Raw genomic sequence first — 23484 nt, 5'->3', positions numbered from 1 at the left:
CAAGGTACTGTCTGCATTTCATTTTCGTTTTCAAACGGGAGTTGTCCCAAGTGAGGATAGGATGACACAACCACAACTTGACGCCACTTCAATCGAAATACGCTTATCTCAAGCCCGAACCGCTATTCGCGATGGTAATTATGCCGACGCAATAGCTCTTGCCGATCGAATTCTCGAAATCGAGCCTGATCACCAGGATGCCAAACGACTTAGAGACGACGCTAGTTTGCAGCACGCCAAGCAGTTAGTGGCATTGGGAATGAACGCATATTCGAAGGAAAGTTTTGAAGAGGCAGCAAACCTCTTTGATGAAGCGATCTCATATGAAAAACATAACTCTGGTATTGAACGCTTGATCAATACGGAGAGGATCAGGGAATTTCTGGAAGAAAGCCGACAAAAGCAAAACCTCCCAGAAGATCTGCGATTGGCGCATATTGCTTTATTTGCGGGTGACCATATGAAAGCCCTGGAAATGATTTCAGGATATCAAGATGCACTTGTGGTTAATTTTCGGAACAAGGTCAAACAGCATCAAGAGGCTTCTTCGGCACTCTCCAAAAATGATTTTGTAGCCGCTCTTCCGCTTTTGGAGCAGATCAATAAAGAAGACCCAAAGGCTTCGATTGTTCTTGAGAATCTTCCACGCGCGAGATATCATAAAGCGCTTGAAGAGGGTATCGAGGCGCTGGATGGGGGAGATTATCCATCGGCTGAAACGAAATTCCGGGGGGCGTTAAAGCATATTCCAGGTGACGCAAAAGCCCGGGAATTACTGGAACAAGCTCGCGACCATCGTGGAAGGCGAGAACAAATTTCAAAGATTCTTGCTCGTGCGCAAGAAACCATCTCAAGGCATCATTATCAGGAGGCGATAAATCTTCTTGAACAGGCATTTAAGTTGGAACCGAGCGAGAAAGTTGCAGGGAAGTTGTCAGAAGCACGCAATCTATTTAACGAAGATCGGCGCCAACAGGCACTTGCCCTTGTGCAAGATGGTGAAAGATTAACTGCCTCAAGTGAGCTTGAACGGGCACAGGAGAAATTTGCTTCTGCATTGCAGTTAGTTTCAGGACTGAAAGAGGCGCTTCTTGGCCAAGAAAAAATAAAACGGCTACTCGGAGAACGTGAAAAAGCAGATTCAGCCCATAGAACAGCATTAAACTACTTGGAAGCTGGGGATTTTGATGGCGCAGAGAAGGAACTTCTTACAGCGCGACCCCACGCTTCTGATCCAGTTGCAGTCGAATCAGCCCTTCGCAAGTTGCCTCTACAACGGGGTCTCTCCAGAGCTAAAACGCTTATGGCTGGGCGAAAATATGCCCGAGTTATGGATGAACTTGAAAAGATCCCTCGAGAATTTTCCTCCGACCCGGCTGTTGTTCGTTTAATGGAAGAGGCAGATCAAGGCAAGAGACTAATGCTTGCTCAAGGCTTTCTTGACGCTGGCGATCCAGATGGAGCGCTTAAGATTACCGGGGAACTAAGACGAGAGTTGGGCGAAACCAATGAGCAACTAAATACAATTATTAAAGATGCTGAGGATTCGAAGAGAAGAGCGGCTGAAGGGAAGGATGCAATCCGCAAGGGAAAATCCGCTCTCATTGCCAATCAGCTGGATGCAGCACTTTCTTTTTTCGACTCTGTGATGAGGAGTACCTCCCCAGATTCACAGGAGTATCAAGAGGCTTATGAGGGTTACAACGATGCGCTCTCGCGCAAATATACGGCTGATCAAAAAAACGTCAGCGCCGGCTTGGATCGCGCTAGTCAACTTTTAAATGAGGGGAATTATGAAGCCGCATGGGAGGCGTTGGAGGATACAAAGAATATTATCAAATTCAGGAAGTTTACGCCGGATGCAGATACAGAGAGCCGGCTGGCTGGTCTCAAGAGTGAAATTGAGCAAGCAAGGGCAAGATATGAACAAATAACAGGTCTCATCGCAGCTGCGGATGAGAAAGTGAAATTTGGGGACTATGCAGCCTCGTTGGCAATATATGACCAGCTCCTTCAATTGGCAGGCGAGCGACCTGAGCTTCGACATGCACGAGACCGGGTTGCGAAGTTACTCAACCAAGAAGAAGGAGGGCAGGATGCGAAAGCTCTGGCAGTAGCAGCCCTCGGGAAGCACGATTTTCAAGAGGCTTGGAAGCAAACTTTGATAGCAATTGAATATGATCCCAAGGATTTCAGCATCCAAAGCTTGCAAAACCAAATTATTACCCAGGTGAGAGATCTTGCTAATGGGGCCTTCCAAGCTCAAGATCTCGAGAACACGCTTCGTTATGTTAAACAATGGCAGTCATTCTGGCCATTTGATCCCGATGCCATTTATTTGGAACAGCGGGTGAATCAGGAGAAATCCATCCGCAAAACCATCGCTGAAACGCTAAAGAAAGCGCGCAAGTCAAAAGATCCTGAAGAACGATTGCGAATCTTGGATAGCGGGATAGCCGAGTTGGGTGAGCACCATGAAGAACTTACCCGCGAACGAAGGGAATTGAAAGCCAGGCTTGATGCCGAAGAGGAAGTAAACTGGATTCTGGAAATAACGGCACGATACAAAGAAACCGGCTATTTTGGGAAGGCAATTGAGGCATTAGAAAAAATTCATAAGGCCGACCCGGCGAATCGTAAGGTCGATCGGGAGATCGAGCGTACCCGACATGATGGTCTATTGTTTTTACAGAGCGCGTTCCAAGAGGTTGAACTAAAACTCGCAGGCGGTGATTTTGAGGGTTGTCTCGAACATTTGGAAATGGCCCTGCGCGCAACTACAGAAACCGAGGAAAGGAATCGTCTGATTGCGCTAAAAGAACGTGTCTATCGTGTTCAAAGACAGGCAAGGTATTTGGAAAGCGCTGTTCGTAAATCTCAGCGTTTTATGGATCAAAAACAGTATGAAGCAGCAAGCCAAGCGATTCGCGTTGCTCTGGAACCAATCAAGCAAGATGATCGGCAAGAATCTGTATTGCATGCATTGATACAGAAACTTGACGACGACGCCACCTTTGTTGATTCGCAATTGCGAATGCAGAGGGCAATCAATGACCTGGTCAATACCGCAGAGGAAAGCGCGGCTTCCTACAAATATGAAGAGGCGATTGAAGCGTTGGAACAAGCAGTTGTGCTTGATCCAGCCAATGGTAGAGTTACGAATCTCCTCACTTCAATTAAAAAGAAGAGGCAGGCAAGCGATGAAATAGTTCGCGTTGCGATTGAGAACGCGACAGCCACACAGGAGACCGATGTTGAGAAAGCTCTTGAGTACTTGATTCAGCTTCCGGTTTATGCCCAAGAGTTGCCAAAAGTACGAACACTTAAATACGAATTGGAATACCGCGCCAAAGAAGCCAGTTATCGAAAATATATGGACCAAGGAAATGAACACTATAGGCGCAACGAATATCAGGAGGCGATGAAAGCTTTCGAAAGCGCTCTTAATATGAGACCCGCAGATGCCGGGGCTACGAACGCGCTTGCCTCTGTTCGGCGAGATGAACAGAAAATGCGACGAGAACGAGCGCAGATCGAAATCGCAAAGGGAAAGCAGGCCGAGGAACAAGTAGAATATGCCACAGCCTTAGACCACTACAGAGAGGCACTTGACCTTGATCCTGAGAACGAATCAGCCAAAACTAGCTATCAGAGAATAAAAGATCGTGCACAGGCGGAGATCCGGGATCGCCGCCGCCGCCGAGGGTTGATGTTTGGTGGCTTGACAGCACTATTGCTGATTATCGGCCTACCAACATTCTTTGCTATGGGTGGACCGAGGCGGATTGCGGCTATGTTTCCTACACCAACCAGTACATTCACCCCATTGCCAACGCCAACGTTTACGGCCACGCTAACACCTACCGTCACTCCCACATCAACATTTACTCCTCTACCGACTCTAACGGCATCACCTACCTTCGCGGCTGGGGTATATCCTGGCACCTTCTACCCTGTTACAACAATTAGTTATTTTCCCGATCCGCTACTCTCGAGTTCGCCCGCTGGAGCATGGAGTGGACTATTCTATATCTGCAATCGTTATAACGCTGGGCAGTTTGATTCATACCGAATTGCAGCATATCCTGAAGATTGTACTACCAGGAGGTTTCTTGGGTGGGTAAATGGAAGATATGTGTTATTGCAGTTCCACGGAGATTTTCCAACAGAACTGACAACTCCAGGACCTTAGCATCATATTGATTATATAAAACTTGACGGATGAGAAAATAAGTATTTATCCATAAGCGAAGAATATGTATAGACTAATTTTTGGTATCTTTAGTCAATATCAATACCCTTCAAATTAGTAGAAAAGGGATAATTTTCATCCATGTTACTCAAAATTTCACTATAGGTTGGTTTTTTCGCAAATATTTAAGTTGTCAAACCTCTTGTTCTAATTGCCAATTAATGTATAATACGCAAATGCTATAGGTACTGTAAGATCATTGACAGGTCGGTTCTAGGAGGCAGAATGCTAGCAAAATTCCTAATTGTGTGCGGCGGAAGCGGCGAATATTTGCTTGGGCAAAGAAGGATTGCTGGTATCAGAGGTGAACTCCAAGTAGATGTATCTGGTGAGATCGCTCGGACTACGGATAGAATTAAGCGGGGGGCCAATGACCCGAATTCCCGCACAGTTGCAGCCGATGCCGGCGGGGCTTCCGTCAAACAGCATTTAAATCTCATTGATGAAATTGCGAAGCAAAGGGGGTGGAATCAAAAAGCTAAGGACCATGCGCATTTCGTCTCAGATTACTTTGTTGAGGAATTGCCTCTTGTCGACGGTATGGCACAATCCCCCGCCATCGGCGGTTTAGCGATCTCTCATCCAGATGTGCATTCGCAGTTAATTGGCGCGATCGAAGGCCTGTTGCAGGGAGTTGCAAATGGGAGTGAATTAGAGTTTTGGATAGTTGCATCTACGTCTGGAGGTACTGGAGCGGGAATTCACCGACTAGTTGCAGAGGCAATTAACGAGGTAGTGCAAGACCAGCCATTTGGTAGCCTTAAAATCAAGTTCATCATCATCGGACCATCTACCTACAAAACAATCGCCGGCGACAGATCTGCAGTTAGTACTTTCTTGGGACTAGCGGCAGATGCCGTGCTTGTAGATGAATTGACCAGGAAGTTTCCAATAAAACCAGCCAGCATATTCTGGTATTACATAGATGTTCCCGATTATGGCTCAGGCGACCCAAGCAGAAAACCACGAGGAGAAATTATTGCAACGATAAGCCGGGCTTTAATGTTGCAGGAGCTAGTTCGAGACTTAGATGCAGCCAAAGTGAATGTGAACACAGTCTTATTCCGTGCAGGGTATTGGGGAAAGGAATATGATGAGGATGTCCGGTACAAAGCTGCTTTGGATGGCTTTACGACGAAAATTGACCAGTTTATACGCCCAGCCTCAGATCCATTTTCGGACCCTTTTACGCGTCCGGGAATGGAGCCAAAGTTCAAAGTCAATAGTGGCTTGCAAAGTGTTTTGGACTCTGTCGGAAAGACCGATTACCTCGTTGAAAGAATTGAGGCTATGAAGGGGATAAGCCGACAGAGCATGCCTAAGCAATTCGGCGACTTAGATAATTACTTGCAGTCTTGTGAGAGGGAGGTTGCAGACTTCTTAGATAGGCAAAATATTGATTACAAGAAACTGAGTCCAACTCCACCTCCACCAAAGTATGAATTTACGCCACTTGCCAAGGGATCGGAACCAAATGTGGAGGAACCCATCACTTTCGAGTCGCAAACTGAAACAGGGAATATCGGAACCCCACAGTGGTTCAAAGATGTTGAGGTAAGCCAATCAGTTGATGCATGGGTCAAGAGACTTTTAGGTGTTCGTCGTCTGGTCGAGGATCAAAAAAGAAAGTCGCGTGTAGAATGGTATACGCCGGACGGCTTATTGACAAAGCTATTTGCAGCTAACGATTTGTGCGCGAAGGCTTTTCGACTGAGCAATTTTAAGAATACTGATGTTATAGCTGGGGCACTTGTCAAGTCAATCGGAGAATACATCACGCTTCTCGTTCAGGTACGCATTCTCTATGATCAATATCAGAGAGCTCGCCAATTGCTGAACAACGAAATGGCTCGGCTTGATGCAGTTAGAAAATATGCTGATCACGAACTGGGAAAATATAGTAGTGCAAATACGGACGGCGCACCCATAGTTGTGGCCAATTTAGATGACATATTGGACAGAGTGCGTACTGTGAGTTGGCTTGAACTCGCGTATGAGCAATTTGAGGCAAAAGATACACGGGGATTTAAGAACGTCATACTCGATGGCGTTGTTGGATTGACGGAAAAAGGATTGCAGGCAGTTTTGGGATTGGGAGCACGAGCAACAACCAACCTCATCCAAACTGAGCTCATGCAGTGTGGGAATATGAGGGATCCAAATGGTAATCCCTTGCAGGCACTCTATTTCAGTGGCCGAGATCCGATTAATGAAGCCAAAGCAGCTCTTTTCTATCGGTTGTTACCAAAACTTGAATTAGGATATAAATTGGATGAGCCGTCGGGTAGCATTATCAGTTATAAGTTCCCTCCGGTCGGGGTCCTTGGTTTACGGATTCTAGCATTGGAGGGGGTCGCGATTGCTAAGCCGCGCGATTTGATCACCACCCATGCCTGGCTGATAAAACCATTTGCGGCCATCGTAAAGGAAAAGCTCAAAGATGCCTCATGGAAAAATCCCGCAAGAGGCGATGACAGTTCGCGCTTGGAGATAGCAACGCTTGCCGTGATTGGCGATCCACTTTCATCGGAGGTCTTGAAGGCTGCCGGATTGAACACCGACGAAATCAAGGAGTTAAGTGAGTTGCTTTACGTTCGCACATTTTCAAAAGATATTATGAAGCAAGCCGCGGCTGTCACTCCCCCTAGAACAAAAAGCCGCCCTTGAGAAACTACACCTGCCAAATAGCCACCAATCAGTAATGCTTCGAAGGATTTCCAAATGAACTTACTCGACAGGCTACCTCATTTTTCGCGCCGCACATCGATGCGCGTCGTTAACACCGCTACAATCCTTTTGGCTTGTGTTCTTCTTGTATGGAAGGGGCTTGATTATTTTCCCAATAATGCGGATCCTGCCTTGTATAAAGCTATTCTCTACACTCTTACAGCCGCAAGTGGGATTTTAGCATTATGGGTAACGTACAAATCGGGAGCAAATAATCTTCTCACCGCGGTCTTCAAGATGCTGGCTGTAGGCGTCATTGTTATGGGTGGAACTTGGGTTGCTGGCGCAGTGCTGACTGTGGTGAAGCCAGTTGAGACGGGTCAATGCCCACAATTATTTGAGCTAGCTGACAGTCTTCAGAAAGAGGGAAACCTAGCCGGAGCCGAATCCTTATTGAACGATTGTATTATGTCTCCCGACACTCCTCCTCGATATATCGAGGAAGGCAATATTCGGCTAGCACAGATATACATTGCTCAGACCAATGAGTATTTAGATCAAAATGTTTGCCAAGAAGAGTTTTTTCAGGAACGATTGAGCCGTGCTCTCAACATTGCTCAAAAATACAACCAAGCTTTCCTTGAACAATTGATTGAAGAAAAACGGGAAGAGGCTTCACTTGTTTGTAACAGACCACTTCCCATCTCGACCCCATTACCAGATACATATGCAGTAGATGTGCTTCGCGCTCAACAACGTGGTAATGCCGCTGTAATTGACTTGCAGGTAATCAGGAACCACACAGACAAGGTAAGCGACTTGGGGGAAGCAAACTTTCAACTGTTAATCAACAATAGCCCGGTGCCGATTACGAACTTCTCCGCCCGAAATACGGATGATCCGGTCTGTCTGATAGCGGTTGTAGATAATTCGGGTTCCATTAACTCAGTCAACCCGAACGGTGTCGATCGAATTCGTAATGCTCTTCGCACTCTCAATCAACTCCAGAAACCAAATGACGAAATTGGGCTTGTAATCTTCGGCGAACCGGATCATGTACGTACAATCCGGCAACCCGCAAATGGAAATCTTTCCGAGTCCGATATAAACCTTGTTGATGCATCAGATGAACTTACAGCTCTTTGGGCTGGCGTAGAACAGGGGTTGAACGCAGTGCGCCAATGCATATCACAAAATAGATACATGATTGTTCTAACGGATGGCGGAAACAATGTGTCCTATCCCTATGCGGGCAATGATGCTGCTCGCTATCTCGCGAACCAAGCGAAAGCCGATAACATCAACATATGTACAGTTGGGATTAAGTCAAAGGACTTGGAAGAAACACCGCTTGTATACTTGGCGCAGGCTGGTTGCGACTATTTCTCTGCAGAGGCTCTGGACAAAAAAGGTGGGGAGGATAACCTGGCATCTCTATTACGCAGCATCATCGGTTACGTGAGAGAATTCTACCGAATCGAATTACCAGCCAGCCAAATTCTGGGAGGCCAGCCTTTACTCCTGAAAGTAACGATCAACGGGCAATTTGCGTCTCAGGCGCAGATAACATTCGGAAAATAAGAACAATCAGGTGATCTATGGATGATACTAAGGGTCAGGTATATGTCAAACCGAGTGTAGTGCTCTTTCTTGGTCAACTTGATCTCAGCCTGACCACAATACTGGAAGCAGGCGTCGAGAGACGCATCCGGGCTACTTTGGAACTACCTGTACCGGTAACAGCTTGGGGGCATATTTCGGACTTTGACCCAAATAGCCAGCCGACTGGGAACAGCCAGGACCAGATTCGATTGTTGTTGTCATCGTATCTTTCGATTTCCTACTGGGATAAATTGGAAAGCCTAAGCCACATTGAGATGGACGGCAAGCCAGGCGCTAAGAATCAATTGCCAGAACTACAACTAGTCATTATTGCACAAGCCTCCGACCACCCACTTTGTCTCGGTCTTGCAGATTGGTTTCGGCAAGAATACAAAGACAAAGCCGTTATCAAGTTAATTTTGGTGATTTTGGGTATAGGTGCTGGTGTACGTCCGGAATTCGATTGGCCACACGGTCCGCGGTTTTGGGTCAGCCAGATTGCGCTGGGAAACCTCCAAGTGGAGGACGCCGATCTTTTCGAGGTCTCACAGACTCTTGTCATCCTCCTGGTTACGAGTCAGTTGCTTGATAATTTGGCGAAGTCGGTGGCACCAGAACTCACATCCTTGTCAGGACGATGGATCGTGATTGGTAACTCAACCGTTCTCGCTGATCTAACATCCATGGAAGAATATTTTGTGAGCAGATTTAAGAAGGATTGTCTTGAACCACTCATGGGCACAACGCTTAATGCGGCTCAGGCCTCCGAAGTGGATCGCATCGTGCAAAATCTCGCTGAGAGCTACTATGTCAAAATGCTTCAACATGCAGCTACGGCCGTCAAGTCAGCATGGAAGATAGAGGCACACGATATCACAGTGGATCGCGTCGCACTGGAGAAGAATACATCTGTGTGGAAAGCCATAAGAAAGACTGACTTGGAGCAATCTGATCAACTTTCCGGTGATTTTCTCCAACATCTTGGGGAGATGGAAAACAGGATCAAAACTGAATTGACGATTGAAGCCAATGGGCACCTGAAACGAATACTGCGAATGTTGGGATATATGTTGAATCGCAGCACGAGCAAGGAAACCACATCTGATTTGCCCATTACCTTAGAGCCAACTTGGCCCAAGGGAATCCCACCGGTTGACTACGCTTTGCAAAGACTGGTTGATATATTTAGATCCCCCGATCTTTTCACAAGTGGCAACCGCATAAAGCCCAATGTGCTTTTCGGTAAAGACCACAATCAACATGTCGCTCACCAGATAATGAGGGAGCAGGTACGCGGCTATCAATCTATCTATCGCACGCGCCGAATGCTGGCAAATTTAGGAGGATTTTTGATCTACCTAACCCCAGCCTGGCCTTTGTTGTATGCTCTGTTTCTCCGATTCTTCAATATTGAAAAGATACTTGCACTCTTGATTTCGACGGTGATCATTGTCGGTGCAGGTCTTATCGAGTTTTTCCGTTGGCGCAGTATTTTGCAGGCGAAAATCCATGCTCATCAAGATTCTATCGAATTGCGACTTCGAGAGACCCTGCTAGGTATTATCAGCCGATTGTTGCGAGATCACCGCATCCTCCTTCGCGAAGGTCTCCGCCTTCGAAGCATTGCAATGAGTCGGGTAAGGCATGATGTGGAAAGTGAATTTTCACAGGCTGATCTGGAGCTTCTTGAGATCGAATTGAATCCGGGCAGCGACAATACCAATGCTCGGACTATCAATGAGTTGGCGGATTTCAAGCAGGCGCATAGCTTTGCGCAAAGTGCGGCTCAGGAGATCGATGCCGACGCACTCGCCAATGAGATTGTCCATGATGGCGTCCTCCCGCTCATCTTTGATCCCGGTCGCCATGTCGACGTGACTGGGCAGTTTACATCTCAGTTGGACGTGTTGGTCAAAAAATATTTCAAGCCTCAGGACTTGTTGGTCAATGAGTTAGCCTCAAAACAGGCACATCTACAAAAAGGCAAGATCTGGCGGTGGTTGTTTGATAGGGCGCACCCGCTCGGGATCGCCAGTCCACATGACAAGCCGGTTGAGAAGACTTTCATTGTATTGGGAAAACGAGCCATACTACGAGGCGGATTTGGGGAAGGTACTAACAACTGGCCCACTGGAGCACTTGTTGTCGACTCGATGTTGGGCAATGAAATCGTCTGCCTTCGGGCAATCGTTATGATGGATAAGGGTGCAGTATGACACGTCTGAGTTTTGCTATTGTCGTCTTGATCTTCTTTAACCCGGTAATAGAGGTCTGGCGGCGGCTGATCGAAGAGCCGCCTGCTTTGCAAGCCTTCGGCTTTGCGATCCGGGTGGAATCCCCATATGTGGGCACGTTATACCTCATTGTGCTTGCCTTCGTGACCTGGGTCCTAATTACACTCTTGCTTATAGGCTTGGAGGCCTACTTTAAACGCGATGTGGGAGGTGCCAATAGTGCTACTCGTCGAGAAAGCATGGAATTAATCTGGCGCCGTCAAGGTTTTAGAGATGGTGTCATTTTAATTTCAGCACCATCCCTGATTTACTATCCCGAAGTTTTGGCCAAATGGGTATTTTGGATTGTGCTCATCAAGTTGCTCATCGTGTCGTTGGTTGATTTTCTTCTGAAGATACCAACGATTGTGGGTTTATTCAGTCCTGAGCTGCTCGGCAAAGTGACAACTGTGTTAAATGCCTTGCGGGGAACTTTGAATGGACAAGTACTTGAGCTAATGATGCTGGCGCTCTGTTTTCTCATTTTAATCTTGATGCGTTACTTCTACCTTGAAAAGGATTATGTATTTTTTAATGCCCTGAAGGAAATGCAACGAAATCTTTTTGAGCGAGAAAAGTTTGATCCAGGTGCTCGACATATAATGTGAGGAGAAAAAAATGACTCAACCACAAGCTACTACTGGAGGTTATTCAGGCGCCGATACGGATGGGGTACTACGAATTGAGTGTGAACTTTTTTTCCTTGACAAATTTTTAGCTCTTGACCCCCCGGGTAAGCTTCGAAAGAAACGCCCAGTACTCCCATCATGGCCCGTCCGTCTGCAGATAGATATAGGGAATTGGGGCTTAGTCACGTTAGGCAGATCGCTCCTTGATAGGGATAGTTTACTGGAGGTGTACCATGAGGGTGACATGGTTATTGTGGACGAATATGACCTGACAAGCGGCCTCGAAATTTCCCAATTACGCGTATATCCTGGCATTGTTCGCGCCTTTTACAATCTCCACTTACCAGGCCTGACATGCAACACAATTGAAGAAACTGCGTCTGTTGAGATGGGTTTTGATGTCAAGCTCGCTAAACCAAAAATGTTTTACTCCCAGATACGTTCCTTTGTTGCTGACCCGCATGATGAAAATACCAACGATATTCTCAAACAGAAGTTTTGCGAAATGATAAGTGCCAAGTTGAATGAGACAATTGATTCAAATATTGATCTTTGGTCTCATCCAGATCCACGAGAGCGCTCTGGAAATATTAGAGCGGGACTTGAAAGTCTGTTGAGCAAATACGGTTTGGATGTATCAGTGATATTCACCTCGAGGAAACTCCCGCCCTCACTTCCCGATTTAGTAATCGAATACAGGATTGCTGAGCAAGAGCTTTTGGATCAGATCCAGAAAAGCCCAACCGCACCAAATCCAATCGGCCTCAACGCGGCTCAGATCACCGACATTCGTACTACTTCGACACGGCTTGGAGACGGTGCAGGTCTATTCGAGTTATCCAAAGATATCAACATTGTCGATGCTTGCTTGGCTTGGTTTGAGGATCTGCAACCCCTTCCGGCGGCTGGCATCTGTTTTCTTAAGTTGCTCAAGGATGGTAAGATCTCGCCACGCCAACTTGAATTGACTTCAAAAATTGTCCTTTCGTCGTTTAGAAATCCCATGCTGGGCCTCGGCGAGTGGGCAAATCCGGAAAAAGATGTGGAGAGTGCCGAGATTTTCCAAATCAGCAGTCAAATGATGGCGTCTGGCGTGGCAGGACAAGGTGGGGGATTCTCCACGGGAGGCGCGCCGTGAGAAAAAGCCAACTTTCAAGAAAATACCTCATTTTCCTGCTATCCCTTTGCTTTGCCACTTCAGGCTGTAGTGGTGGTAAATTGAGTGCCATGTTTCCTGGCACACCGGAATACACTGTAAATCGGTTTGCGAATACCATGAAAGATGGCAATTCGGACAAGGCCATTGATTATATTTGCAGAACAGGCACTTTTCTCACCGTTCTGCCAACATTGAAGTACAGTTGGTCAAGGGACAAGTACACACTTATCGAAAATGACGATAGCTTGGCAACAGTCCAAATGATCGGTGACTCCAAGATAACAGAAAGGGACTGGAAATCGTGGAGCGAAGATCTACAAATACAAATTCCCCAACTATTTAGTGCTAGGATAACCATTGATTATACTTGGATACTTGCCAGAGAAGAAAATTCCTGGTGCATTCCAAGGGATGAAATTGACAGGTTTGTAAAATATTTCATTGACGAGATTTTGATTGAAATTAACTAAGTTTAAAATGCTTCCTTTAGAGAAGTTTGTTAGATTATTGTTAATTAATTGGAAGGAAGATATGAATAATCCCTAAACAGGCCTGGACCGGATTAATTCGATAGGTAGTCCCAAGAAGATTGTATTAAGGTGCATAATCTGACTTAGAATGTCGCACAACATTTATTTTGCGACGTACCTTCCAGAGGAAAATCGATTGGGGTCTTCAATAACTCTTCCTCACCAGGCTAGATCACCTGCACGAGCGTCCCATAGCGCTAACATGACGGCTCGAATTTTTACATTGTAAAAACTTGAAAATTACCTGCGTTTGCGTCAAAATGCAAATGTGGCAAACCACTGCCTACCTATGGCATCTGCGGATATAGAACAATATTACTTCGATTTCGACACCATCGTTGAGGATGCGAAGAAAAAGGTGGTCCAGGAGGGACAACATCCTCCCAGGGCTTTCGTTGAAGGCAACAAGGGGCCATTTGAAACCGAATTACCAGAATTTCCTGAGACTCATGAAGATAAACTGGAGTACATGGCTGCTCTCGGTCAATTGGCGGCGGAGAGTGGTCGTATTGGAGAATTACTCCAGATATTCATTGTTTCAAGCGGTTTGCTCTGGGAGGTGGAGGACGCAATTCATCTAGAGTTCTCACAACCTTATCACCCCGAGGCAAAGCCAGTTTTGATTATCAGTGGAGTTCAACTTGAAGAAAAAAGGAAGTCCCTTGTCATCTTTGAGGTTTTACGCGGGCAAGAACACCAAGTTGTTGGTTTTCTTGACCTACTGATCGAGACAGATATTGGAATTCCGCTTGAAACACCATTGGAGGACGCATTCATTGCCGGGTTTCGAGGACTTGATACTTAAAAATTCCTTTTACTCTGCTTACTGGGGCGATTTACAAAATAACTCAGTCCCACAAAGAACGCTAATGCGGCCAGCACGGATAAACCAATTGGAATTAATCTTTCGTCTGCGATCATACTCTCATCACCCCCTTCATAAGCTGATTTGCCACAATGTAGGCTCCAGCAAAGCCACAAATACCTAAAAGAAACATTCCCCATCGGATCGGGGAAGTTCCCGGCACGATCTGTCCAATGACAAACCCAACGAATACCAAATTACCCCAATCCATGATTTTACCGGCGAGCAATTCAGCCCGCTTTCCTTGGACACGTCTTGCCATATAGGGATGATAGCATCCGGGACTCCTAAAGGCAATTTTCAGGCTATTTCGAGATATAATCTGAGCGGCAGCGTTTGGGTGCCCCCCTCACCCAAGCGTTGCCATTTTTTTGTGGATCGCCTGTATAATTCCTTATAGAAAGTAATGCACCTAAACAATTCCAATATTGTTGCACTCTGATGCTCCATGTCTGGCAGTAAACAAGGGATCAGTTACCAGCCACGTCTGGATGAATTGATCTCCCTTAACGAAGCTGCCAAAATCAGCGGGCTGTCCCCAGACCATCTTAGGAGGATTGTAAGAGATGGGGAGTTGTGGGGAATACGTATTGGCCGGAACTGGGCCACTACAGTTGAGGCAGTCAGAGAATATTTAGCCCGCGACCGGAAACCAGGGCCGAAACCGAAGAAAGCCCCAGGCAAGAAAAGTTAAATCCTAATTATGCCCGTTATCGGGTATAATTACCCTTGCTTTCAACCATTCCCGCCACACTTAGCGCTCCCCTTTCCCGAACTTATTCCCAGCGGCCGCACATCACTTGCGAAAGGAGAATATGCCATGGGCGGCGGATCCGGTTAGAGCGACGAAGCGACAGGAACCGCGAGCCTGTCGCTTTAGGTTTTTAGGGTAAAATGGTCAAACTCGTTTGGGGATAGATTCCCCCAGAGACCCAACAATCAGAATGTTTCAGCCCAATTTTTCATAGGAGGCAAAGATGATTTCCGGTGTTCAGGTAGATGCCTGGGGTGCATTTGTGCCTAGTCAGGGCAAGTTAATTGAAAAGCTTCGCGATGGCGTGATCGCCGAAGTTGAGAAAAGAGGATTGGCCAATCTCCAAATCAGTAGTGGTGAGATGGCAATTTCCGACAGCATGTTTGGGGGTCTGATTGGTGAAAAGCGGGAATATATATTCTTCCAACAAAAGCTCGGATCGTCCGCAAATACAACATTAGCACTTCGGATTGCTCCTCGCGGAACAGAGGATTTGGAAATATCTTGGCGTCTTCTGGAAAGTAACCCAGCCAAAAGCATTGCATTGGGTCTTTCCCAAACAACTCTTGTTTACTTGGGTGGGACACTGGCAGTTACTGGCCTCTTCTTAATTCCGTTTGGCATGGGGCTATGTGTATTGCCATTTGGTGTTTGGATGATGGGGATGGGGCTTGGCTGGTGGAAAGCTTCATCTAACAAAAGCCGTTTGACGGCCGATCAAATGCTTGATGCCCGCGTACTGGCGCAAACAGTAGATTATTGTTTAATGAAACAGATGGAAAAACTTGGTGTTTCTGCAACCGAACTCAAGATCCTTCAAGCGGCACAGATGGAAGGAATTGGCAGGCTCGGCACGGAATAGTTACCAATCCCACCGCAGGATGTAGTGCTCATATAACCGGGGTCTGTCCGTCAACCAGGCAACTTGCCAACTACCATTCGGCAATTGTTTTATCGAGTCGTGCCCCAAGATGGTCGCTTTCTGGATATTACTCTCGACAAGGCGGATATTGTGAGGCGGACGATCTTTGGGGAAAATGACGTTGACACTTATCGATTTCGTGCGACTGCTTACATCTGTTTCCCAAAAACCGTCCGTTTTCAAAAAACCGTTCCTGATCTTCCACTGGATGTGGAATTCATCCACGTCTCCCCTGTTCTTAACCTCCCGTAACGAGAGCAGGATGTAGGTTTTGTACCCGATTTTGTAACGATCAACCGGGACGCCGGGCTTGGCTTGGTAATCTCGAAAATGCTCCCCATCCCCCCAACCATAGTCCTGGTAGGCAATGATGTTATCTTGCAGGTAGCGCACTTTTTTGCGCTTTTTGAAGATCGCCCGCTTGCCCTCCACATCCAGAATTTCCAGCGTAGACTCATACTCCAATACCTCGTACATACCTTCATCTGACAGCCCTCGGAAGACTTTCTTTCCGATTTTCCAAACCTCCGCAATGACCTCGATCCAGGGAATGCCTAACAAGAGGGCGGCGATTTTACTAATCGTGCCAGTCGGGACGTTATCTATATCATTCTTCATGGTTTTGCCAGACGACGGTTTGACCTCCGGGGGAGCGAATAATAATTCCATTGGGCAGAAAAACTTGTTCGCCGATCTCAAAACCCAGGTCGAAGGGGTGTAGTATTTTCAATCGCTCGTCGAGGGCTTCGACCTCCAACCGGGTCAATAGGTTTGCAATCCAAAAAAAGCCCGCCGAGTCGTTCAATGGCTCGGGGTCGAAACAGCAGATCAAATCGAATTTAGTTCCCTCTTGTTTTGAATCTGGGAATGCTACGATTTTCTCGATCCGCTTGTCCCACCTTGCCAAATAAACTGCTAACTCTTTGAGTTTCTCAAGTTTCTCGCTTTGTATAATTTCCCCGCCCATGCTCCTAGCATAGCATTTGGTCGCAACACCTACCACCAATCAGGTTGGCTACATCTCATCCGGCAGAATTGTGTCGCTATCATCTAGTTCGATGATTTCTTGAATTGGCACACCCGGAAAAATATGATACCGGGCGAGAATTTCCGGCGGAATGTTCATCATTACATTGGCATAATCCACACCTCTCTCCACCAGCTTTTCTTGTTTCAAATACGCCTTCCCGCCATCTGTTTGCAACCATTCCTTTGCCGCGGCATCGATATTATCGTCGATCTCTTCGGCTGGGACATCAGTCAGAACACACCACCCCATCAACGCACCGTGATAGGTTTTGAATAGCAGAAAATGAGTTTCCAGATTGTTGAGAATTAATTCCTCCGGCGCTTCCAAAGACATATTATCTTTCCCTCCTGTGTAAATCTGCTAATTCTTCAAGGGGTTTAGGCTCGAAATGCAAATCTCGCTCGACCGGCAAACCCAGCGGACCTCGTATGTCCTCAAGTTCAGAAAGCGCAAAATAGCCAAACTCGACTTCCAACCCTGAGACCAACCCAAAGAAAATGTCTTCACCGTCGAATTCACTGGCGTACCACGTCCAATTCGCATCTGGTGTAAAGAACTTGACCAAGGCTAAGGCTGCCAATCCTATCTCTTCATTGGCATACAGACGTGGAAGACGCTCCCGTGTTGCTTGGTCTAATAATTGATGACCTCTGAGTCTATCCCCTTCGGACAATGCCATAACGCTATGATAGCAAATTGGTCAACTATGTTCCAGAGCCAGCCACAACCGGGCGGGGGCAGACAGCCCTGCGACCAACCCAGCCGCCTCTAGTGGGGCAAGTCACTAAAGGCAACACTTCCCATATGCCAGCAGGATCGCGCCTGACTGGCCCTGGTTGCGATTGCCTCAGATTGCTTATAATCCGAAGCACAACTTATTGTATAGAAAAATTGGGATCGCACACGCCAGATAGCATATGCCAAGAGACCGGTAGTTTCGTCTCTTGCTAGATTCTTGAAGATTTGACAAATGTAGGGCTCTTTATCAATTCCCTGATTCATTATTGTTGCTTGTGATAGGCAATCCTCAATACAGTTGATTGGCAGTTTAGGTTTATTTTTCACTCCCCTCCCCTTTCCTCGTCTTTTCGTAAAGTTCGAGCGCGTCGCTGATGATCTTCCACTTGGGTAAGGGATGTCCTGTATCGAGACGGTAACGGCTTTGCCATTCTTGAATGATGGATAATGATTTCAGCGTAATCTCAAGCGTCATGCGCACACGCCGCTCTCCAGTCGAGGTGGGAGGCGGGATTTCCAGTCGGCTCTTCTGTTCTTTGGAAGTCGCTTTCTCAGGCGGTAAGAACAGAGACTTCTTCCCGATCACTTCCGGCTTACCTAACCCGACTGCCTTGATTGTGTTCATAGCCTTAACTCCGCCTGTAATTGCTGGTATGCCAAGGCCCCTTTACTGGCAGGAGCAACTTCAAAGACACTCCGAGCCCGCCCAATCGCCTTTTGGAGGTCGTTATTCTTGGGAACGGTGGTATAGAGCAGGAGCCCCGGATATTTGGATTGGATACGGTCTTGCGTGTCTTTGGTGATGGAATATGGGTCAGCCAGGGTCAGCAAGATACCCGTCACGTTCGGCTCTTTGGCTTTTAGAAGGACTTCATCCCGCACAAGGTCAACATTTTCAAACATCCTGTCGATGGCGTCCAACTCCAGTTTTCCGGGCGCAACCATGACGATGACCTCATGAGCAGCCGCGAGCGCATTGATTGCAAGTGGATCGAGACCTTTGCCTGTATCAATCAGAATGACGTCAAAGGTATTTTCCGGCAATTCGTCGAGAATACTGCGTAAACGTGTTGGGCGTTGGGATAGTTTTAGAGCGGCGTCCGCAAGGTCTGAATTGGACGGGATGACGAATAGATTTTCGTAACGTGGAGCCGGGAGCATGACCTGCTCCAGAGTATAGTGACCAGTTAACAAGGCGTGGATCGCGGGTGGAATGTACCCCTGCCCTGCTTCAGGAGCGCGTTGCGCAAGAAGCGCATAGGTCACATCTGCTTGGGGATCCATGTCAATGACCAGGGTTTTCTTCCCCTGCCTTGCAAGACCCACAGCTAGATTCGCTACCGTGGTCGTCTTCCCGACTCCCCCTTTGTCATTTGTAAATACGATCCTTCTCATATCTCCTTTTATGTTTTTGTGAGTTTATGACTTTATGTTTGTATGTGTTTATGCTTTACCGCTTTTGTGTATTTATGGTTTTGCACAATCGCAACATTATGGCTTTATGGTTTTATGCGTTTATGTTATTGTGCAATGATGCTTTTGCAGTATTGTGATTTTATGATCTCATGAATAGAGAAGGATTGTCAAGAAACTTCTGTCTCAGTCTAAAAACACCAGTGGGACAGATTCTTTTCGGTCAATGCGTCGCCAGATAGGGGAGTGAAGCAAGGTTTTAGGGTTGACCTTGTCAAAGGTCGTAAAGTAGAACAAGCCGTTGACCTTTGCAAGGCTGGCTTGACTGAGCATATTTGATAGCCTGCGCTCTCCGGTAGTGACCACGAGCCAGCGACCGCTTCGATGCCCAAAACGTTTTTCGTATGACTCACTTTTTTGATATGCCAGACCTGGCAAAATTTTCTCCCTGAGGAAACGCGGATTGTCCTCTGTACTGCGGTCAATTTCCAGTAAGTAGCGGATGCGATGATCGCCGGTATTGAGCATGAAGAATCCGTCCGGGCGGAGGTGTCGTTTGACGGACTTGCCTTGGAAGTTGTAAGTTATTTCGTCTGGGTATGCCCAGAACTCACTTTCGGGAATCCAGGATTCGATCCGAATCGAGGCGTCCGTCTGGCAGGCTTGAAGCAGGTCAAGGCGAAAGTCGGTTACTTTGAGATCATGTTCGAGTTGAAACCAGCGCGGTTCTTTGCGCCAATAGAACTCGGGGAGGGGAGTGCCATTCAGGTTGGCAACGATCTCTGCGCCTTTTTTATCCAGCCAGTAGATCATTTCAGGCGTTTGCCTGCGTTGATCTTCGTTTGGGCGGGCCAGGTAGCCGTTTTGGTAGAGGAGCCTGAGGCGTAGTTCGGTCTGGCTTTTGCCGGTGAAAAAAAGGCGTTGGAGTTGGGAAAAGCTCAAAACCCCATCGTAGGTGTGAAGGGCTTCCAAAATGCACCTGTCGCGCTCTGTGAGCCGCATGGAGGGCGGATTTGGGGCTCTGCCGTACCGAGGTAGCCTTTGCTTCTTTTCTGCCATAGGGACAGTATAGGGAAGCTTGAAGGGATTGTCAGTAGGGGAGTTAGGTTGGAGTTAGCATGTATCTATAAGTACATTGTTTTTTATCAGGATAAGATATTTTCGGGTAAAATTGATTTCGGCAACATTGATTGTATTAGCAATATCACTAAAGTCAATTTTGTATATAAAAGTGGGCTGATAACCAACGCCATTTCCTGACCAGTGTCAAGTTTACTTCACCCAACTAATCGAGTCCTCTAGCTACATAAAGTAAATATCCTAAAATGAAAAGTAAAAACGATTGGTCTTTTGCCAACTTGAAAAGGTTCGATACGCTTTGGGGTCCTCATGGATATCATAGGTATCCGGCAAAGTTCATTCCCCAATTAGTTCGTCGCATTATTGAGACTTATTCAAACGCAAATGACTCCGTTGCTGATCCATTTTTGGGATCTGCAACTACTGGCATAGAAGCATTACGTGCTGGGCGCCGTTTTTGGGGATCCGATGTAAGTCCTGTTGCTTTGTTGATTAGTCAAGCAAAATGTGCTCCAATAGCCCCGACCAAGCTTGAAAAGACATGGAATAATTTAGATAAACAAATAGGGAAACTTACTTTTATTGGCCGCCGCTCATTAACAACGAACGAAAAAAGAATTATCAAAGATATTGATAATGTACATGCAAGTAATGAAGAACGGCTATCATATTGGTTTCCAGCATCCCATATAGCAGTATTAGATAGTATTATTCATGAAGTTTTGAATATACCAGAAAAACAAATAAGGACTTTCTTTTTATGTTCATTCTCGAATATTCTAAAGCGGACTTCGATTTGGCTAAGTGGTAGCACAAAATCACAAAAAGATCTTGAGAAAGTTTTAAGTGACCCTAGAGAAGCTTTTCGATTACAAGCAAAAGACATGATACGTCGAAACTCATTATATTGGGCGGATTTGAAAGGATCCGGAATACCGCCTGAGCATTTATCACGTAAATACAAACTTGCTCTTGAGGATGCTCGCCACTTATCTATAGAATCTAGTTCTATAGACCTTCTTGTAAGTAGCCCACCATATGCGACATGCTACGAATATTCAGAAATACACCAACTTACTCAACTCTGGTTAGAAAAATATCAGGTTATTTCAAACAAGCAATGGCGGCAAATTTGCATTGGCTCCAAAAATATTTCCACCCGTCAAAGCAAAACTATCAAAAAAGCCAACGAGACTGGCTCTTTAATCGCAGATAAATCATTAACTAAATTAGAAAATCTTGGTTCCCTTTATGGCCACTCAACAAGACGGGAAACATCTGCATTGCGTTATTATTTTCAGGATATGCGACTTGTTTTAGAAGAATTCGCACGAATTGTTAAACCAGGGAAAAATATGGTATTAGTAGTTGGAGATTCGCGGAAGCGTGGTATTGATATCCCAACTTCAGCCGCCTTACGTGAGTTAGCAAACTTAGTTGGTTTTGAACTACAAAAAAGAATCGTCAGAAAAATTCCAGGCAGGGTACTTGTTATCAATCGTAACAAAACTACGGGGCGTTTCTCCTCAAGTGTCGAAAGCGATGGCAAAGCTTATCCGGAAGAAGATATTCTCGTTTTCAAGAGGAATTTCTAAACCCTGCGGGTGGTGTGACAATGGATAACAGTGTTTTTAATCAACCAACTCCAGAACAACTGAATGCGTTTGTGGTGGGTGATCCTATTGCAATCAATGAGGTTGTAGAATTGCTATTGCCTCAAATTGTTCGTTGGTCCATTAAGCAATATCGCAATTTGCCTCAAGATGAGGTTGAGAGCATGACACATCAAGTATTTGCGGAAGTATGCATTAATCATGCTCGTTACGAACCACATAAGGCAAAACTTACTACCTTTGTGATAAGGTTACTAAAGCTTCGTCTTGCAGACCTCTATCAAGATGTAACAGAGATTTCGAGGGCTGAGGATTCCTCCCTAGATATTTCCGAAAAGCTGCTAAAAAAACCGTATAACACTACAGACACTTTAGACTCTGAAACTCACCTAGTACGTGAGGCTTTTTTCCGAGAAGCGGTACTTTTTCTCGACCCGCACGAACAGGATTTTCTTGAGATGATGCTAAAAGGAGAAAAACGCCAAGAGATTTTTGTCGATATATTGACGCGCCATGGATATCAGATGCCCGATCCTGATCGTGTTGTTAAAAATGTAAAAGAACGTTTAATCCGAAGACTTAGGTCTCTTGCAGATGATGCAGGATATAGCCTACAAGACTTATTAGGCTAAACAGGAAATAAATGATATGAAAAATGATTTGACCGATGATTTGCTCCTGAATAAGTGGTATCAATATGCTGCAAAACAAAAAGGATTCGTAGGAATTTGGCTTAGAAGGCTGCGCGAACAGCAGAAAATTACACTTGGTCAACAACGAAATGACTTTGGAGCCAATGAAGACGACTTTGCCAAGCTTCAAGGAATGCCTTTGCCGCGGCCGAATCAATTCACAAAAGATGCAAGGCGAATTGCTGAGAGTTGTCACCTTGCCAATCCATCTGCCTTTGTTAAAGCCATGCTTCTTGCACGAAGTGTTGAGCGTAATTCATCATCTGAAACTAATACGTCACCGTTACTTATGAATGGTTCATATCAAGCAGCTTATGATGCTGATGATGATTTAGATAAACCGCTAGACGAGGATGACGAATGAGAAATGCACAATACTTCGTTATTTCAAAATGTTAAATTAGTTACCAAAGCTATCTATGACTTGGTTCTTACCAACATTAAGGAGGCTAGTCTCCTAGAACAATTTCCTCGCGATATTGAAATGTTCATATTATATGGGTTGGAGATTCCAATTGTTCGCCTACCAGTTCTCTCTCTGCAAACCACAGCGCATTATTTATGTACTTTAGCTAAAAATGAAGCTCTCTCCGGGGAAGAAGAAGTAGATAATCGTCCCTTATATGGATTGCTTCATGTGGGTCCTCCTTCGAACGTTATTTTTGTACAAGATGGTCTGTCAACACCTATTGTCAACTATGTCCTAGCACACGAAATTGGACATTTTATAGCAGATATTTTTTTGGTGCGCCAATTATGGATGGCAACCATGCCGGAAAAAATGGCATCAATTCAAAGAGCGTTTGCTTGGGAGAACCTTGATGGCGAATTGGAATTGGCAGCAGCCGTAAAAGGGCTACCAGGTCGTCCAAAAACTATCACTGGAAGAGGCAAGGCGATTGTCCAGGGTACCTCCCAAAGAGAAATTCGAGCAGACTTGATTGCAAGAGAGATATTAGCACCTTGGGATATAGTTTCAAAGCTTTTCGATTCCAATAAGCAGGTAATGAGTTCGTTATTGAAACAACGGTTTGGATTGCCTAAGAAAATCGCAGGTCAATATGCTGACGACCTAAGCCAATGTTTGACAAAGCACCCTGATACCATAGATCGACTTTTTGGCACTCTTTTCCGAGGGACAAACCAGAATTTGCCCGAAAATTGATGGGTTCCTCATACGAAAACTCCTCCGCAATACCGTATAACTCCACATGACACAAAAGGACAAATTTCGAAGCAACTTTTGATGAGAATCGTTGGAAGGA

22 protein-coding genes are annotated in these 23484 nt (G+C 45.9%); 14 read left to right on the top strand and 8 right to left on the bottom strand.

Annotated features, from left to right (window positions below; all coding sequences use genetic code 11):
• The first annotated feature begins 61 nt into the window (after positions 1-61).
• The 8 genes from HS100_04500 (at position 62) to HS100_04465 (ending at position 13917) form a co-directional block, all read left to right on the top strand.
• Positions 62-4192, top strand: a complete 4131-nt coding sequence (locus HS100_04500; GenBank protein ID MBE7433152.1) for a tetratricopeptide repeat protein — start codon at positions 62-64, stop codon at positions 4190-4192.
• Between the two features lie 285 nt (positions 4193-4477).
• Positions 4478-6919, top strand: a complete 2442-nt coding sequence (locus HS100_04495) for a hypothetical protein (GenBank protein MBE7433151.1) — start codon at positions 4478-4480, stop codon at positions 6917-6919.
• A gap of 54 nt (positions 6920-6973) precedes the next feature.
• A complete protein-coding gene (locus tag HS100_04490; protein ID MBE7433150.1) occupies positions 6974-8500 on the top strand; it encodes a VWA domain-containing protein in 1527 nt (508 codons plus the stop codon).
• Positions 8501-8517: 17 nt separating this feature from the next.
• On the top strand, positions 8518-10737 hold the full coding sequence (locus HS100_04485; protein ID MBE7433149.1) for a hypothetical protein: 2220 nt from the start codon (positions 8518-8520) through the stop codon (positions 10735-10737).
• Positions 10734-11402: a hypothetical protein gene (locus tag HS100_04480; protein MBE7433148.1), complete on the top strand. Its 669-nt coding sequence runs from the start codon at positions 10734-10736 to the stop codon at positions 11400-11402. The genes HS100_04485 and HS100_04480 overlap by 4 nt, the downstream gene beginning before the upstream one ends.
• A gap of 10 nt (positions 11403-11412) precedes the next feature.
• Complete coding sequence (locus tag HS100_04475; protein ID MBE7433147.1) at positions 11413-12561, top strand: hypothetical protein; 1149 nt, start codon at positions 11413-11415, stop codon at positions 12559-12561.
• Positions 12558-13052, top strand: a complete 495-nt coding sequence (locus HS100_04470) for a hypothetical protein (protein MBE7433146.1) — start codon at positions 12558-12560, stop codon at positions 13050-13052. Before HS100_04475 ends, HS100_04470 begins: the two co-directional genes overlap by 4 nt.
• A gap of 349 nt (positions 13053-13401) precedes the next feature.
• Positions 13402-13917, top strand: a complete 516-nt coding sequence (locus HS100_04465) for a hypothetical protein (protein MBE7433145.1) — start codon at positions 13402-13404, stop codon at positions 13915-13917.
• A gap of 112 nt (positions 13918-14029) precedes the next feature.
• Here HS100_04465 and HS100_04460 read toward each other — a convergent pair whose 3' ends face one another.
• Positions 14030-14239 carry a hypothetical protein gene (locus HS100_04460; GenBank protein ID MBE7433144.1) on the bottom strand — a complete coding sequence of 70 codons (210 nt, stop codon included), beginning with the start codon at positions 14237-14239 and terminating at the stop codon, positions 14030-14032.
• Positions 14240-14425: 186 nt separating this feature from the next.
• Here HS100_04460 and HS100_04455 point away from each other — a divergent pair, with 186 nt between their 5' ends.
• Entirely contained in the window at positions 14426-14671 is a 246-nt protein-coding gene (locus HS100_04455; GenBank protein ID MBE7433143.1) for a helix-turn-helix domain-containing protein, read from the top strand.
• Positions 14672-14954: 283 nt separating this feature from the next.
• Positions 14955-15593 (top strand): hypothetical protein, encoded by a 639-nt coding sequence (locus tag HS100_04450; protein ID MBE7433142.1) that lies wholly within the window; start codon positions 14955-14957, stop codon positions 15591-15593.
• Here HS100_04450 and HS100_04445 read toward each other — a convergent pair whose 3' ends face one another.
• From HS100_04445 to HS100_04415, 7 genes are all read right to left on the bottom strand, one after another.
• Positions 15594-16271 carry a hypothetical protein gene (locus HS100_04445; GenBank protein MBE7433141.1) on the bottom strand — a complete coding sequence of 226 codons (678 nt, stop codon included), beginning with the start codon at positions 16269-16271 and terminating at the stop codon, positions 15594-15596.
• Positions 16261-16620, bottom strand: a complete 360-nt coding sequence (locus tag HS100_04440) for a hypothetical protein (GenBank protein ID MBE7433140.1) — start codon at positions 16618-16620, stop codon at positions 16261-16263. The genes HS100_04445 and HS100_04440 overlap by 11 nt, the downstream gene beginning before the upstream one ends.
• A 48-nt stretch (positions 16621-16668) precedes the next feature.
• A complete protein-coding gene (locus HS100_04435; protein MBE7433139.1) occupies positions 16669-17016 on the bottom strand; it encodes a hypothetical protein in 348 nt (115 codons plus the stop codon).
• Between the two features lies 1 nt (position 17017).
• Complete coding sequence (locus HS100_04430; GenBank protein ID MBE7433138.1) at positions 17018-17362, bottom strand: DUF2958 domain-containing protein; 345 nt, start codon at positions 17360-17362, stop codon at positions 17018-17020.
• Positions 17363-17737: 375 nt separating this feature from the next.
• Positions 17738-18046 carry a hypothetical protein gene (locus tag HS100_04425; GenBank protein MBE7433137.1) on the bottom strand — a complete coding sequence of 103 codons (309 nt, stop codon included), beginning with the start codon at positions 18044-18046 and terminating at the stop codon, positions 17738-17740.
• On the bottom strand, positions 18043-18816 hold the full coding sequence (locus HS100_04420) for a ParA family protein (GenBank protein ID MBE7433136.1): 774 nt from the start codon (positions 18814-18816) through the stop codon (positions 18043-18045). The genes HS100_04425 and HS100_04420 overlap by 4 nt, the downstream gene beginning before the upstream one ends.
• 204 nt (positions 18817-19020) lie before the next feature.
• Positions 19021-19836, bottom strand: coding sequence for a replication-relaxation family protein (locus HS100_04415; protein ID MBE7433135.1), 816 nt, complete (start codon positions 19834-19836; stop codon positions 19021-19023).
• A gap of 323 nt (positions 19837-20159) precedes the next feature.
• On the opposite strand from HS100_04415, the gene HS100_04410 reads away from it, so the two are divergent.
• The 4 genes from HS100_04410 to HS100_04395 are packed head-to-tail and all read left to right on the top strand — an operon-like array spanning position 20160 to position 23384.
• Entirely contained in the window at positions 20160-21509 is a 1350-nt protein-coding gene (locus tag HS100_04410; protein MBE7433134.1) for a hypothetical protein, read from the top strand.
• Between the two features lie 20 nt (positions 21510-21529).
• Positions 21530-22159 (top strand): hypothetical protein, encoded by a 630-nt coding sequence (locus HS100_04405; protein ID MBE7433133.1) that lies wholly within the window; start codon positions 21530-21532, stop codon positions 22157-22159.
• Between the two features lie 16 nt (positions 22160-22175).
• Positions 22176-22583, top strand: coding sequence for a hypothetical protein (locus HS100_04400; protein ID MBE7433132.1), 408 nt, complete (start codon positions 22176-22178; stop codon positions 22581-22583).
• 3 nt (positions 22584-22586) lie between these two features.
• Complete coding sequence (locus HS100_04395) at positions 22587-23384, top strand: hypothetical protein (protein MBE7433131.1); 798 nt, start codon at positions 22587-22589, stop codon at positions 23382-23384.
• The last annotated feature ends 100 nt before the right edge of the window (positions 23385-23484 follow it).

Source organism: Anaerolineales bacterium (assembly GCA_015075725.1).
In the GTDB taxonomy this organism is placed as follows: Bacteria; Chloroflexota; Anaerolineae; order Anaerolineales; family Villigracilaceae; genus Villigracilis.
Note: the sequence above shows the minus strand (reverse complement) of the source record. Positions and strands in the feature narration are given on the sequence as shown.